9 protein-coding genes are annotated in these 15,528 nt (G+C 54.1%); 2 read left to right on the top strand and 7 right to left on the bottom strand.

What is annotated here, in order from left to right:
* The first annotated feature begins 13 nt into the window (after positions 1 to 13).
* Positions 14 to 760 carry a M15 family metallopeptidase domain-containing protein gene (locus EG028_RS00390; protein WP_120514075.1) on the top strand — a complete coding sequence of 249 codons (747 nt, stop codon included), beginning with the start codon at positions 14 to 16 and terminating at the stop codon, positions 758 to 760.
* On the opposite strand, the gene EG028_RS00385 is transcribed toward EG028_RS00390, so the two are convergent.
* The 4 genes from EG028_RS00385 to EG028_RS27580 form a co-directional block, all read right to left on the bottom strand.
* Positions 761 to 1,168: a RidA family protein gene (locus EG028_RS00385; RefSeq protein ID WP_120514074.1), complete on the bottom strand. Its 408-nt coding sequence runs from the start codon at positions 1,166 to 1,168 to the stop codon at positions 761 to 763.
* Between the two features lie 87 nt (positions 1,169 to 1,255).
* Positions 1,256 to 1,711 (bottom strand): VOC family protein, encoded by a 456-nt coding sequence (locus tag EG028_RS00380; RefSeq protein ID WP_206614322.1) that lies wholly within the window; start codon positions 1,709 to 1,711, stop codon positions 1,256 to 1,258.
* A gap of 68 nt (positions 1,712 to 1,779) precedes the next feature.
* Positions 1,780 to 2,676, bottom strand: a complete 897-nt coding sequence (locus EG028_RS00375; protein ID WP_120514073.1) for an arginase family protein — start codon at positions 2,674 to 2,676, stop codon at positions 1,780 to 1,782.
* A gap of 163 nt (positions 2,677 to 2,839) precedes the next feature.
* Positions 2,840 to 3,013, bottom strand: coding sequence for a hypothetical protein (locus tag EG028_RS27580; protein WP_162946173.1), 174 nt, complete (start codon positions 3,011 to 3,013; stop codon positions 2,840 to 2,842).
* Between the two features lie 132 nt (positions 3,014 to 3,145).
* Here EG028_RS27580 and EG028_RS00370 point away from each other — a divergent pair, with 132 nt between their 5' ends.
* Positions 3,146 to 4,333 carry a PepSY-associated TM helix domain-containing protein gene (locus tag EG028_RS00370; RefSeq protein ID WP_120514071.1) on the top strand — a complete coding sequence of 396 codons (1,188 nt, stop codon included), beginning with the start codon at positions 3,146 to 3,148 and terminating at the stop codon, positions 4,331 to 4,333.
* Positions 4,334 to 4,751: 418 nt separating this feature from the next.
* Here the strand turns inward: EG028_RS00370 and EG028_RS00365 are convergent, their stop codons facing one another.
* Genes EG028_RS00365 through EG028_RS00355 form a run of 3 tightly spaced genes read right to left on the bottom strand, consistent with a single transcriptional unit; the run spans position 4,752 to position 15,526 of the window.
* Positions 4,752 to 9,290: a YncE family protein gene (locus EG028_RS00365; protein WP_120514070.1), complete on the bottom strand. Its 4,539-nt coding sequence runs from the start codon at positions 9,288 to 9,290 to the stop codon at positions 4,752 to 4,754.
* 30 nt (positions 9,291 to 9,320) lie between these two features.
* Positions 9,321 to 13,367, bottom strand: a complete 4,047-nt coding sequence (locus tag EG028_RS00360) for a hypothetical protein (protein WP_120514069.1) — start codon at positions 13,365 to 13,367, stop codon at positions 9,321 to 9,323.
* The gene (locus EG028_RS00355; RefSeq protein WP_120514068.1) at positions 13,364 to 15,526 is read right to left on the bottom strand and encodes a hypothetical protein; all 2,163 of its coding nucleotides are present in this window, start codon (positions 15,524 to 15,526) and stop codon (positions 13,364 to 13,366) included. The genes EG028_RS00360 and EG028_RS00355 overlap by 4 nt, the downstream gene beginning before the upstream one ends.
* Positions 15,527 to 15,528: the final 2 nt, after the last annotated feature.

Raw genomic sequence — 15,528 nt, 5'->3', positions numbered from 1 at the left:
AAAAAATATACGTATGAAATCACCGCTCATTCCCATCAACATCATTTCCATTTACAAAAACAAACTGGGAGACCTGTTGCCCTTGCCCGTAAGAATGGCAAAATGTACGCCCGATACGCATACCGCTATTTTTAACACGGCCGCCGCATTGGCGAAAAAAGGGGGAAGACTGATCCTTAGCGATCTTTTCCGTAGTTACGACATGCAGGCGCAATCGCACCAGGATTTTATCTCCGGCAAAAAGAAAGCTTTCAGCCCACCTCCCGGGGGCAGTTTTCATGAATCCGGCCGTGGGTTCGATATGGATCTTAAAGCGATGAAGATAAAGCTGGCGGACTTCTGGAGCATCGCGGCAAAGTTTGGTATCGTGCCGATCATCAGCGAGCCCAAACCTACCAAATCCGAAGCCTGGCATTTTGAATGCAGGGGCAGCCACCAGCTGGTATACGATTATTATCACGCGAAAAAGGGTACGAATTTCAGCCCCTACAAAGCAGCGGCCGTCAGCAGTATACTGTCGGTAGGCGTGCAGGTGGACGACTTTGGCGACAACCAGGTTGCGGCAACTTTACAGTCCGGCCTGATACGCCTCGGCAAAGTCATCGGCAGCATAGACGGCCAGATCGGGCAGCGTACGCAAAAAGCGCTCGAGGAACTGAGCATCACTTTTGATCCGCAGAACCCTGAGCGTATGCTGATAGAAGTGGAAAACCTGGTGCAGCAGAAGTTCCCGGCGGAATTTATCTTACCGCCCGCCTGATCAGCCCGCGGCAAAAGCGATCGCATCGATCTCCAGGAGATGGTCGGGATGCCCGAGTGCGGCCACGAGTATAACGGTGATGACAGGCGGTGCGGCCGCTTTGCTCATAAACGGCTGTGCCGCGGCGAATGCCTCAGCGGGGTCATTGCCCTGCACAAGACAGATAGTGAGCTTCACCACCTGGTCCAGCGTAACGTCCGCCGCCGCCAGCGCCGTGAGGATGTTTTTCATCACCTGTTCCGTTTGTGTTTTGATATCGCCTTTACCCACGGTTTCACCTTTTGCATTCACCGCATTTTGCCCGCCGATATAGATGGTTTTCCCGCTGCCTTCGGTAACGATCACCTGGGAAAAGGCGGGGCTCTGAAGCATCCCGCCGGGATTAATGTGCTGGATAGCGTTTGTCATGTTACAGCCGTTTATAGTTAAGAGTACGGAGTGTTCATGCAAACTTTACGCCAGTCCTTTCAGCTGTGATGGCCGGTACACATCACGTTATTTCTTTTCCGGAGGAGTAAACTGCACAATATCGATCCCGATCCCGTTCGGATCTTCGATGGCAAAGTGCCTGTCCCCCCAGGGCTCATTGCGGATGGCAATCCTGATATCCACACCTTTCTTTTTGATCTCACTGTACAGTTTGTCCACATCTTCCACTTCAATGGTCAGGTACATGCCCTGGCCTTTAAAGGCTTTATGGAAAATGGGCTGCTGGGAAGGATGGTCCGGCAGCAGGAAACTGATGGCGGATGATTTGTCCGGCGTGTGCAGTAAGAGATAAAATTCGTTTTCGAACGTCACTTCAAAACCGAGAATGCCCGTGTAGAATGTTTTGCTTTCGGCAAGCCTGGTGGTCACAATCCCGGCATTCATTTTCATTTTCAGGTCTTTCTGGGCGTACAGATTGGCAGTGAACAGCAAGGCTGCCAGCATAATAGTTAGTCGTTTCATATGTGTTGGTTTAACAGTACAAAGATGAAACGATGGCGGCAGCCGGTATTGTAAAAATCGGACAAAGTTTATAGCCGGAAGGCACGGGCAAGGCTGTCCGTAATATCCCGGCCGATGTGCCTGTCCTTATCCAGCGCGGGATTGAACACGGTGATGCTGATGCCCGCGATCCTGCCGGAGGGAAGCAGCCGGCTGATGATATGTTCCGCTTCGGCAAAACTGAGGCCGCCGGGAAGACGGTAGTCCACGGCGGGGTTAATGTCGTCTGACAATACATCCGCATCATAATGCAGCCAGTAACCGGCCGCGTCTGTTCCGTTCAGTTGCTCAAGCACTCCCGCGGTCACATCTTCTATTCCGCGTTGTTGTATTTCATTAAAGCTGATGCAGGTGATGGCGGTATCCCTGATCTCCTGCGAGCCGTATCGGATGGTTTCCTCCTGGTCCCGCTGGCCGAGGTGTATCACCAGCTCGTCCTGCACGTAGGGCCCCAGCTGCTCCATATCGGTCAGTTCTTCCGGGCCGCGGCCTGTTACAAGGGCAAGGTCCATATCGGCTTCCTCACCGGTGGTGGATTTTTCCGGCTCATAAAAATCGGCGTGCGCATCCATGAATACGAGACCGTAGCGGCCGCGTTTTTTGAGTGAGGACATAATGCCCAGCAGGATGCTGCAATCTCCGCCCAATACAAGCGGGAAATGTTGTTGATCGAGGCATCGTGTCACCGCCTGGCGTAAAGTGGCTGAAAAGTCCTGTAAAGCCAGCACATTGAGGCAATGGGTGGCGGGGTCCCTTTCACGGGAATACAGGTGGTTAAGCGTCGGTACTTCCACGACGGGCAGGGTAATACCCAGGCGTTCGGCCAGCCCGGCTTTGAGGAGTGTCTCACCCAGCAGCTGCGTGCCGGCGGGGGAAAGGCCGAGGATGGACGGAGCCAGCAATATTTCGGGTAATCCGCGGAGCATAATGGTCAATTTGCGGGATATTCCACAAAAAACGAACCAGCAGGATGCCCACGGCCATCAGGAAGTTGCCCCGGAGGAACGTTTTGGGGAATAAAGTAAGCAGGGCGGCAATCATTGTTGTCAGTTTGTTGCAGCTGACAATAGAGATATGCTTTTCCCGGCCTTACAGTTGGTCTTCCCTTTCCTGCTGGATGGTTTTGTTCACCTCCACGGGGTCCGACGGCCCGGGCGGGAGTAATTCTTTCCGATCCTTACGGTTCCGCCTTATCAGGAATACGACCAGGGAGATGGCAGCCAGCACTACCAGCAACAATAACATCATATCAGGAATGCCCATGGGAGTTAGTTTCCGGTAGAGGCCCAAATCCGGTGCCAGACCACGGCTGTTTTTCCCAAATGAGCAAAATAATTTCCCGAATTGATAAACCCGCTGAATATCTGATGCCTAGCTTCGCGTCAGCAAATCACTATGAACTGGAAAAAGATATTCGGATGGCTTCACCTCTGGCTGGGACTGGCAGCAGGCATTATCGTGCTGATCGTGGCGCTCACGGGGGCTATTTACGCCCTTCAGCCTGAAATATCAGCGGTTTCCGAGCCGTACCGCTTTGTGCAGGTAGAAGATAAACCCTTTCAGCCGGTAGCCGTACTGCGCGACGCGGCGGAAAAAAGCATGGGCGGCATGAAATCGTTCCGCATCATTTATGGTGAAAAAGGAGAGGTCCCCATCGTCCAGTTCTTCCGCAGGGAGCCCTATTTCTACTACAACGTATACGTAAATCCATATTCCGGCAAAGTGATCAAAGTGCTGGACCGGCAGAAGGAATTCTTTAAGTTCATCCTGGACGGGCATATGTACCTCTGGCTGCCCCAGAAGATAGGGCACCAGGTGGTGAGCTGGGGCACCGTCATGTTCCTGGTGATCATCATCTCCGGTATCATCCTGTGGTGGCCGAAGAACAAAGCCAGGCTGAAAAGCAGTTTTAAGGTAAAATGGAGCGCATCGCCGAAACGCCTGAATTACGACCTGCATAACGTCTTTGGTTTTTATGCCAGCTGGATCATCCTGTTCGCAGTGCTGACGGGGCTGGTATGGAGCTTTAAATGGGTGAGCAATGCAGAGTTCTGGGTGTTCAGCGGCGGTAAAAAACGCCCTGAGAACGTGCTGAAGTCGGACAGGCTGGCGATGATAAAGGACGGCAGCACTTTTAACGCCGTTTTTGAAAAGGTGACCGCCATGTACCCGGATGCGCAGGGTTACAGCATTACCGTGCCGGCAAACGATTCCGCCGTGATCACCTGCCGCGCCTATCCCAGCGGGAGCCAGTATTATAATGCGGACTATCATTATTTCGACCAGCATACCGGGGCGGAAATTCCCGTGAAATACATGGGCAAATACAAAGACGCCAGCCTGGCGGAAAAGGCCGCGCGGATGAATTACGATATCCACCTGGGCAGCATATTCGGGATCCCCGGCAGGCTGCTGATGTTTTTCGCGGCGCTTATCACCGCATCGCTGCCGGTTACCGGCTTCCTGATATGGTGGGGCAAAAAGAAGAAAAAAGGAGGGAAAGCGGCGGGCCAGCACAAAAAAGGCACTACGCGCATCCTGAAAGATAAAGTACCGGTCGCTCCGCAGGTACCTGCGGTTTAAGCGGTTTGTATAGTTAAAACGGGTTGATGGCCAAAGGCTGTCAGCCCGTTTTGTTTTAGATACCTGATAAAATGAGTAGCCTACTGGTACTATTTTAGCATTCTTCCCGTTGTGCTCTCCTATACCTCTCCTATACGTATCCTATACTTACAGTATACTTTGGCTATAGGAGAATATAGCATCACTTATTGTTTCTAATAGTAGTGGTAGTGTAGTGTAAGAGTAGTCTAATAGTAGTAATAGAGTAGTAATACAGTAGTAATAGTGCAGTCTAATAGTAGTAATAGAGTAGTAATAGAGTAGCACTGAAGCTGTTCCTAAGCAGTACCGAAGTAGCAGACAAGTAGTAAAAGAGTAGTAACCCAATAAAAAGGCCGCATTGCTGCGGCCCTTTTCATGATAGCAGTTTGAACATCGATTATTCCATCACCACGTTGTGACAGGCTCCTACATAATACCAGGGCGTTGGAGCGTTCGCCTTTATAAAATCATGGGTGATCTTTTCCCCGCTGTGGAACTTTTCGCAAAGTTCCCTGAATTCATCGTCCGTCATCGCGGAGGGCAGGTAATAAGAGTTTAAGGTCACGGAAGCGCCTATGGGGATCGTAATGTCGTTCCGCCAGAACGATACGACCACATAGCTGCTGAATCCCCTCGGCAGCTTCGTCCACAGCCCGATCACTTCGTTGGGCTCATTCAGCCGCACCCTCGGTTTGATGATGAGCGGGTCCGCCTGCTGGTCCGGGCAGCTGAACTGCACGTCCACACCGGCCGGCATGTCCGTAAAGTCCAGGAATACGTAGATCTTGGAATTCTCCGGGATGCTGTCGTCTGCCGGCAGGTTCAGCAGGAACTGGCGGCTCCATTCGGGTTTGTCTTTGTTCACCGGGTACACGTTCCGCCAGCCTACATTCGGCTTCCTGATCCAGGTGAGCAGCTCGTCCCAGGAGAAGTTCACCGTGGGCACCGGCTCATCCAGCCGGGCTACCAGGCAGAAGTGATCGGCTTCGGGCGGCAGCTGGGGTGTATTCCAGAGGAATGGCACCATGGACACCCATTTGGAACTGGCTTCCGCGGTCACTTTCTGACTGAATTCGCCGGGTTTGCCGCTGATGGGCATCAGGTTGTCCGCCCAGTTGCTGGGCCACATTACGAGGTTGGAAGGCGACCAGTTCAATTCCAGGGTCATTGTTTTCTGTTCGGTGGCATTGTTGTCCCCGCGTACATAAAGGTTGTTGTATTGGGCGGATAACACATCTTTGGCCATGTCTTTATTCCAGTTTTCCGGGGTGATGAACTCCTTCGGGTCCTGGGTGGGCAGTGTGCCGTAGGGAATGATGTCCGGGCTGATGGTCACGCCGCTCTGGACGGGTATGGGGCCGGTCTGGCCGAGGTATTTCCGGATATACATGCCTTCGTAGGCTGCTACGTCATCGCCGGGGTGTGCGATGTGTTCGGTGGCGCTCACCGGCTGGATCTGTCTTACCACGCTGATGCTGTTGGACAGCAGGTTTGGCACGTACAGCGCGGACGCGTCGCGGAGATAACAAAGATACTGGGGGAACTTGCCAACGGGCAACTTAGCGAATACCGTATAGGTAAGTGTGTCCAGCATCAGTACATTGCCGCCCTGGGTATCGGACACCACGATGTTTGAACCGTCCGGCGAAATGGCCAGGCCGGATACATAGTTGCTGTAGCTGTCCGGTATCAGGTAGGTCTGGATTTCGTAATGTTTTGTATCGATCACCGCGATGCTGTGGCTTTCGCTGGCCACCACAATGGCTTTGCTGCCGTCGGGCAATATGCCCGCCACGTTGCTCTCCTTGCCCACCGTAAGTTGGTGGGAATCCAGCACATATTCGTTGCCTTCTTTTTTCAGGATAGACACGGTATCGTTCTGCACGATGAATATCTTCGAATCGTCCGGGGTTACGGCCAGCGGCAGGGAAGTGCGGTCTTCCACTTTGGGCAGCAGGATGGTTTGCAGCACTTTAAAATCGGCGGTATCCACGATCACCACTGCCGTGTCTTTGTTTGCATTCGCTCCTGATACGGAAACGATCAGCCTGCCGCCGTCTGTGGTCACGGCCAGCCTGTTGGGTACGCCGGTGAACCCATCGATGGTATGAAAGTCCGTGAAACCGGTCACGGATCGGGCATGCAGGCTCAGCGTATCGTCTTTGCCCTGGATCACAAACGCCAGTTTTTTATCGGGGGAATATACAATGTCGTACACATCCAGGCCCACCATTACCTGTGCGGCCGTTTGCGTTTTTACATCGATGAGGCTGGCGCCCTGGCCGCGTTTGGTGTTCACGCTGGGGCGGGCCCATATGGCTACTTTCCGGTAGTCCGCGCTGGCGGCGGTGGAGGTAGGCGTCGTTATTTTCGATGTGAGCGCCGGGCTGAGGGTTTCGTAAGTATCCAGGCTGAGCACGGAAAATGCGCTGGCGCTTCCGCTTGCGGCAAACACCTGGTGCCCGTTCGGCGAAATGGCCGTGCCCATAATACCCGCTCCGCTTGAAATAGCGCGGTCCAGCACTTTGTATTTACCGATGCCGATATCCATCCCGATCAGCGTAACGGTTTTGTCGATCCTGTTGGAAACAAACAGGTAATCCGATGAAGGCGTAACGGAAATGTAAGTGGGTTCTTTACCGGTAGAAAGCAGGGTACTGGTGGCGGACAAAGTGGAGGCGTTGATCACCATCACATTGTTTGCCGCCGCGTTACATACGAATATCCATTTGCCGTCAGGGCTGGTGCAGAGGTCCATCGGCATGGCGCCGGTGGTGATGGTTTTGGCTACTTCGAATGAATCCGCGGAAGTGCGGGCCACCACCGTCATTGAGTTGCTGCCGGAGTTGGTGGCGAAAATGTATTCGCCTGAAGGGCTCACTGCAAGGAACTGCGGCGCGCCCTGCAACTCTACGGTAGCGGCATTATTATAGTTACTGCCGTCTTTGTTGAATACGATCAGCGAGCCGGTGATGCCGCTGCCCCTGTCCACCACGTAGATCTGGGTGCCGAGCGGTGATACGGCAATGTCAACCGGCTGTGCGCCTGCGTCTTCTATCGTGGTCACCACGCTCATGGAGAAAGCGCCAGGTTTGTTGTCCACTTTTACGACATAGATCTTTTTGTCTGCCGAGCTTACTACATATACCAGTTTACCATCCGGCGATACGGCCAGTGCCTTGAGTCCTTTGCCGAGTTGCAGGCCGTTGCAGGCTTTTTTAAGATCGATCGTGTTCACCGCATTCAGTTCCTCCGAGTCAAAATTGATCGTAAAGAATACTTCGCCGGTGGGCAACAGGTCTATGAGTGTATTGGGTACATTGATGTCCTGTTTCGTGCTGGTCACCTTAAATGCGGACAATACCACGCTGCGGTGGAAGATCGGGTTTTTCTCCCCGTCCGGCACCAGCGTTACCATCTGCGGTTCTTTGATCATCTGGTCCACCATGGCGACAGGATTAAATGAAAAAGGACTTTCCCCCGTGATGCTGCTGATCAGCCTTATTTTCCCACCAGTGCTCACGTTCCATGAAAGCGCTACTTCGTCGGGGAAACTTTTGTAATACACATTCTGCGGGCTGGCTACAAATGAATTCACCCTGGGCAGCACGGTCACCTGCAGCGGCCGGGAGGCCGTGTTCCCTTTATTACTCAGTTCCTGCCCGGTGGCGGCAAGTGTAAACGATGACGTGGTGTCTATGTCCACGTCGTAGTAATTCAGTCCTGTCAGGTTCACCAGCGATGGATAAAGCATCAGGGTACCTACGTGCTCCGCGTCCCAGGTAAGCCGGATGCGGGCTTTGCCGTTTTCGTCCAGGTAAGCGGGGTTGGGCGAAGCGTCGAATGAATGAATGGCCACATGTGGCACCTTATTCAGCAGGATGTAATAGGAGCCGTCGTTGTATCCGGGTATATTTTCGTATTGTACGAACATCAGCGTAGGGCCTGGTTCAAATTCCGTAATGATATTGCTGATATTAAACTCCACGATCGATTTTACACCCGTGCCGATGATCGGCGCGCCATCTGGCGGCACCAGCTGCCAGGTAGGGTTCTGCTGTCCGGGGTCCAGGATTACGGACCAGTCGGATGCGTTCTGCCCTTGTTTCAACAGGATGTCCGCGGCTCTTTTCGGCGTGGTGATGGCGCCATAGCCGGGTTTGCCGGATGCGTATACAAACGATACGAAGAACCTTGTATCAGGCCCTGCCGGTACCGTGGCGGGAGTAGGCCCGGGCTTCAGCACAAAAGAAAGATTATTGGCAACCTGGTAGTCAGGAATGCTGTTCACAACAAACGGCTCGCCGGTAAGCGCCACGTCTATGCTTTCATAAAGATTTTTATTGCCGTCCGGCGCCGCCTGCAATAATACTTTGAAGAAAACTACTTCCGGCATTTTATCGTCCAGGGTTACGGGCGGTGTTCTGAAGGCGGTCACGTTCAGGTCCGTATTGGGGACGGAAGGCGGTGTGGCCAGCGTCAGTTTGTTGATAGAGATGGTAATGGATGACGAGGTGGAGTTGTTGATTACGACTTCTTCCGTGGGCGTCATGGCCAGTGTGGCGGGTGCGTATTTCTCAAAAGCCCAGCCGGTGGCGGACACTTCCAGTGCCTCAAATTCGGCCGCTGAGAGTTTCAGGTTCGCCAGGTTCAGGTATAATAGGGAACCGGTGCCGGTGGGCGCTTGTGAGATGGGCACCAGTGTGCCCGGTGTAAAAGTGGTATTGTCAACATTTGTGGTGATCACAAAAGTCAGCTTGTTCAAAGCCGGATCGGTGGTGATGTAAATAGTATTTTCAACATCCGCGTTGTTCACGGCAAAGGACAGCTGATCGGGACCTGCCTGCAGCAACAGGTAATCCGGCAGGTTCATCCGCCTGGCATTGCCATTGCTGACGGCAAATGCGGCGTCCGGAGAGGTGTTTTGAATTAGCATAACATTTCAGATTTTGTCAGGGTTAAAGAATTATTTTTCAGTATTGATAATGGATGCGTCTGTTCCGTCATTGATGCCGGTGATGTTGTAGTAGTCGAAGAACACCTGCACCTGGCCAACCTGTGCGGTGGTTTTTACATTTCGCAGGTGGAAGGCGAGCGACTGCCCTGCCTCCAGTATCACGGCTGCGCCGGGTGTGCCTCCCCAATAACTCCCGTAGTAAGGGTTTTGCAGGTTCTTAAATGACCAGCCGGGCGCGTCGATCTGTACATTCTCCACGTCCGCCTGGCTTACAAGATCGCCGAAGTGGATATAGATCATAGAGCCGGTATTGGGCTGTTCTTCGCCGATCAGCTGCCCCGGTTTAAATTGCAGCTTCGAGGGTTTTTTGTTGGTCACGTGCAGGTCCAGGTCCACAGTGGAGGAGGTCTTGACAACAGGCTGGCCCAGGTTGTTCAGCAGTTTGAATTGCAGCAGCATGGGGTTCAGCCGCAGCCATCCTTCCGTGATCCGCTGCGGGGTGTAAGCGGCCACCGCCTGCCCGGTGGTGGTGGCGATTTCAGGGTCCGTTACCCAGGTATTCCCGCCGGGGATCATTTCTTCTTCTATCCATGACCATTGGTAACCTTCCTCTTTGGGCAATGGCAGCTGGAAGCCGCTGGCGCCGCGGAATACAGGGGCTACCAGGAATGTCATTTCAAGGATGCTCAGCGTGTCCAGGTACATGGACGCGGGGATGTCTATCGCCTTGGTGGGAAGGATGCCCATGGTGGCATGTACGGCCGCGCGTGGATCGAGCAGCAGCAGCACGCGTTTGCTTTCGGTAACAGAGGAGCCCCTGCGGGCGGTGAGCCGGAGCGTTTTTTCATCTGGCTTCGTAACACCGGTACCGCTGGTATTGTCTGTACCCTGCGTGAAAAAAGATGCATAATCGTACACGGATGATTCCTGTTTGAAGTACCCGATCAGCCCGTCATTTATTTTTTCGAGATCGCCGAGGATGACGGGGAAGTCCACACCGGTGAAGTTATTGTCGTATTCAAATTCCTGTTTGTTCACCGCGATATAGCTCTGGTTATACACGGGGCCTCCGCAAAGCTCCAGTTGCAGCATTACCTGCGCCACAGCCACCGGGCGGCCTATGAGCACGGCGAGGTCTGTGTTCTGGGCATAACTTTGCGGGTTGATGAAGTTGTGCATCTCGTCGATCGCTTTGTAAAAACCTGTAAAGAAATCCACGGAGGCGGTGCTGAGCGCTATCGCCATGTCCTTGTAGGGGGCGGGTTGGAGGTTAAACACCTGTGTTACGTCCTCGTCGATGGTGGCATCGTTTCCGGGAGCGGATTGCCATACGATGGCGGTATTGTTGCCATTCAGCCCGAGATTGCCGAGCGGCCTGCCTTCCTGGTCGTAAAAAAAGAGGCTGCCGTCCAGGTGATTGGGCATGAGCCAGCCGATCACAGGCGTTACGGAAGGCAATGCGTCCATTTCCTGTATGAAGTCCGAGCCCAGCGAAGCCAGCCAGCGGAACAGCAGCCGGGAGGGCTGCGCCAGCCTTGCGGGCATATACACGATATCTTTCACCGGTTTTTTGTCGAACCAGGTGCTCATGGAAGCCGCGGTACGCAGCTCTTCTATCTTCACTTCCCGCTTCTGGCCGTATACGTCAATGGCCTTGAATTTCAGTTTCATAAAACCCGCGCGCACGGGGTTGTAGTGCCCGTTGGGCAGCGGCGATACCTTTTCAAAATCCCCCGCAATGTCCGCCACGGCGGCGGTGAGAACTACATAAGGATTAGTTTCGGCCGCTTTGATGTTCAGCTGTACCTGTTGCTCCTGCATGGTGAGCTGGCTGGTAAATCCGTTCAGCGATTGCGAGAAGAAAAGGTTCTGCCCGAGCGCGTCGAGTATCTTTTGCAGTTCTTCATCCGTATGGTCCGCGAGGTATTCGCCGAGTTGTTTCACCAGGCTTTGCGCCGCACTGGTGCCCATGATGGCGCCGCCCACATATTTCGGGGCCACATCAAAATCGATGGTTGCGGGGTCCAGTGTACCGGTATAACTCACCAGCCCTCCCTCTGAAGTGCCTATGGTATAATGATCGGTGAAGAAGCCGGGCTTGTAGTCCTGGAGTTTGCCGTCTTGTTCCGTGGTGTGCAGGGGATAAAAAAAGGCGGACCATTCCAGGAACACCGGGCTCCAGTTATTACCGTTCCACCAGTGTACAGCTACTTCGGCGGGTGGCAGGCCGGTAAAAGTATAATCTGTTTGTGCGCCGCCTTCCAGGGCCGTTTTGAGAGCGGCTTGCAGTTGAGGTTCCGGCAGGCCGGAGAGGTTCGCCACTACACTTGTATTGAGCAATACGGATTCCAGCAGGAGGTTGTTGATCGTATCCGGCTGGGGCAGGTGATTGGGAGTGGGAAAACTGATGGAAGAAAAGCCGGATGCGGGGATGTCTGTTTTGTTCACCTTTATGGCTGAAAGTAATTGGTTGGACAAACGGCATTGCAGATAACCGTTCTCCGCGGAATAGATCACATTGCCATACCGTACGCTTTGCCGTGGCTGGTGCTCTGTGGTAATAAGCACTACGGGTTCCGAAGGCTGCCAGTATCGCGGCGCTTCGGTTGTCTTTAAAAGATAAGCCGCATCCAGCGCATTGATCTGGGTGGTTACGGAAGTTTTTTGGTTGGCTTCCAGCGCCTCGTATGTTTCATACTGCTGCTGGATGGTTTTCCATTCCGTCGTCACCATCTGCCTCAGCTGTCTGTACAGGGTATTACGTGTATCGGTATCCGTTGTTTTCATCAGGCGGTACCAGTCGGAGAATAATTCCCATTGGAAGCTGCTCACAAAAAAGCGGTATTCATCCAGCTGCTGCCGGTAGAAATTCAACAGGTTGAGCGCGTCGCCCAGTGCCACCGGCAGGTTTTCAACAGGGATTTCTTCGTTCCGGTCATTTTTGACAACGATCAGGTAAATGATGCCGCTTTGCTGGTTGGCAAATTCATCCTGGTGCAGCGCCTCTTCCAGCAATGCCATCTGGTCCGGCGTCGGTTGCCGGAAGTCCTCCAGCAGGCCCATCTGGAAGGCATCGAATAATTGTTCGAAGAAAGGCTGGTCCTTGTAATACTGATCTTTAAAATAAGCCGAAAAGGTCTGCGGCGGCGTATTACCCACGGTCACCACGGCTTTTATCGGCTCCTGCAGGGCCTGGCCCACGATGTAATCTTTATCCGGGCTCCATGTTATGTTTTGTATAAGACCGCTGTACAATGACCAGTGGGCCTGCTGATCAGCCACGTCGCTGGTGAAGGTCCAGTCGTACAGTTCCTGTATCTGTGCGGCGGTTTTGCCGCCGTTCAAAGGATCGTTGACGGGGTTGGTGTACCAGCCTGTCACCTGGTACATGATATTCACCGTGCCGCCGTCCGGCACCTTCACGCCGCTCATATTGTCGTAAAACCCGAATACGCTGTTGCTGTCCGGGTAATACGCCGCGAACGAAGGCTCACCGTTGGATACGGCGGTCAGTTCGCCGCCGGTCAGCCCTACGAAGTCCGGTGCATTATCCGGTTCTTTCCATTGTGCGTCAAATGGCACATTCCGGCCGGAGTAACGGTAGTTCTGTTCCGCTTCGGTAGCGGTGATCACCGGCAGCGTGATGGCCAGCTGCCTGGCGGGCAGCTTCTCGTAGAGGAAATCGCTTTCCACTACCCAACTCGTGCGCGTAAGCGTGGCGCCGTCTGTGATAATGCGGCTCACCAGCCAGCGGTTGGGCGCCGCGGAGAACTCAAGATCGCCTTCTTCTGTATGTTGCCCGTGTGTGAGCGCCTGGGGTAAGGCCCAGTGCACATGTATGCCGGTCTGCAACTGCTGCCACGGCGCCTGCTGGAAGGAGAGCGCCACGTTGGAGCCAAGGAAGGCCTGGTTGTCCCCCGTCTGGTCCGTAAAAAAAGTAGTGGCGCCGGCAAAGGTGGATGTGCCGTGTAGTTTGTCCTGCTCGTCTTTGATGCCTACGCACAGCGCAGCGATATCCACGGGCACCGTCAGGCCTGTTGTCAGGTCGTTGCTCATGTTGTTGATTTTATCGGGTCATAGATAAATTCCACCTTGACGGCGCTCCTGATCATCTCCAGCGCAAATTCCGCGGAAGTGAAAGTGGTGATGCCTTCGCTGATGGGCGGCGCGTTGAGCGTATCGAGAATGTTCTTTGCGGCAGTTTTGACCTGGATGGTCTGATTGTCCGTCCGCATGGGGATGGGCGCGGTGCTGGTGCCGATCTGCTGCCCGGGGTTGTCGCCTTTGATCACGCGCAGCAAAGTATTGAAGCCGGTGGCAGCCGTTCCGTTCACGCCCTGGTGAAGGGTTTCCGGTGGTTCGTGTACGGCCAGGCATTTTAGTCTGCCGTCAAACAGTGCGATCATCACTTCTGATGAAAGCCGTTCCATCCTGATCAGCGGTATTTCTTCTTTGGCGTCCAGGTCTTTGTATGCGTTTATTTCCAGCCCGGGCCAGCCGCCTACCAGCATGGAGCGCATCAGGAAACCGGTTACCACTTTTGCGTCGCTGCCCGCGTTGAGCAAATGTGGCCGCCTGGCGCGTTGCCGGCAGGATGCGGCCCTGGCTTTCGGAAAGATGGATGTGATATGTTTCTGGTCGCGCATCCGCTCTCTTTCGGTAGAGCGGCCTACGCTGAAAGCGCCATCCATCATGGCGTCTATCCAGCTGTTGTTGAGTTCGAAAAACCGGAGGGATTCAGGCGGTAGCATACTGGTGTCCGGCAGGAGGTAGTTGAACGGCACGCCGTTCAGCGTGCTGAGTTTGCCCAGCCATTCCGTAACTGCTTTCAGCAGTTCGTCATCTTCCGCTTTAGTGCTCAGGGCTGCCTTGCGGGCGTTGAAGATCTTGCTGAATGCTTTAATATTTTTGTATTTCTCCCGCAGGATGATCTCTTCTTCCGCCACCACTTCAGCGGCGGTTTCCTGGCGTTTCCAGTTGTACAGCGCCGTTGCGTAGTTTTTATTCTGCAGGGCCAGCAGCTGCCCCAGTTGCCAGGCCGCGCTGTAAGACACGTCGAACATGCCCGTTTGCGGATTGTACCGGTTCAGCGCATCCGGTGTGGATACGGGTACCTTCACCGTTTCTCTCACGGCAAATGGGGCCAGCGGCCCGCGGTAAAATGATACGGTATGCCCGCCATGCCGCAGGTGATGATCCGCGGGGATGTAACCCATCATCATGGCGTTTTTTACCAGTACATCCGCCTGCGCGGAGCTGAGCGTGCCGGCCGCCTGGCCGGCGAGGGCGGCCTGTACCTCCTCGACTGTGGGCGTTAGGCCGGGGAAAGGGAATTGCAGCGTGGTAAGCCCGTTCTGGTCTTTATTCAGGTTTTCCAGGAGGTCCCGGAAATTCTGGTCCATGTTGTTGAGAAAAAAATTCCATGCTCGGTAACAAAGCAGCCGCACGTATTGTGTGCCGGCGGGAATGTTGTTCGTGCCATCAGTTCCTGGCAGGTATGCTCCGAAGTTCTCCAGCGATACGAGATAGGCGTAACTGTCCGCACCGCCCAGCGGGATGCGGTTGCACAATGTCACGGCATAGTCGCTGTCTTCCAGTGAAGCATCCACGCCGGCTTTTGCAATGGTGTCTGTTTTGCGCAGGTGTGCGAGGAAAGGCAGGTCTTCTTTTGCCGGCGCGATCTGGTTGAACAGGGCTACCGGTATATCTATCACATTGCAGGGCGTATCGGGCGTTTCGCCATATTCCAGCGTCTGGAAACCGGGATAACTGATATACCCGGCCGGCATTTCGCCGGTGCCGGTGAGGGTGGAGCCCTGCACGGTGATGGCTGTTCCTTTCGGTACCAGGTCCCTGGCTGTTTTCCGCTGCACGGGCAGCTCAGTGTCTTTGTTCAGCAGCAGCACCGCCAGCCAGGGTGTATCCGCCTGACCGGCCACCGCGGTACGTTCCCAGGGCAGTGTTCTGCGGTTGAACACCACGTGGGCCATGGCGCCGGAGAATTCCCCGTTGGCCAGGTTCGGCGGGAACACCGAGTTGATGTCTTCATCAGCCAGTACAAAACGTTCGCCGGATACGGCAAACTTCCGGGTGACGGTATAAGGCTCGGCTTGCAGGTTCACCTTTTGTTTCAGCGTGATGGTGTACTCCCCGGCCTGAAGCGGCGGTTCGTCGAACTGGATGAAGGTGACCTGTTTTTCGTTGTCTGTGATCATGC

This window comes from Chitinophaga barathri, assembly GCF_003807585.1.
Classification (GTDB): domain Bacteria; phylum Bacteroidota; class Bacteroidia; order Chitinophagales; family Chitinophagaceae; genus Chitinophaga; species Chitinophaga barathri.
The sequence above is the reverse complement of the archived record's forward strand: the minus strand, read 5'-3'. Positions and strand labels throughout refer to the sequence as shown.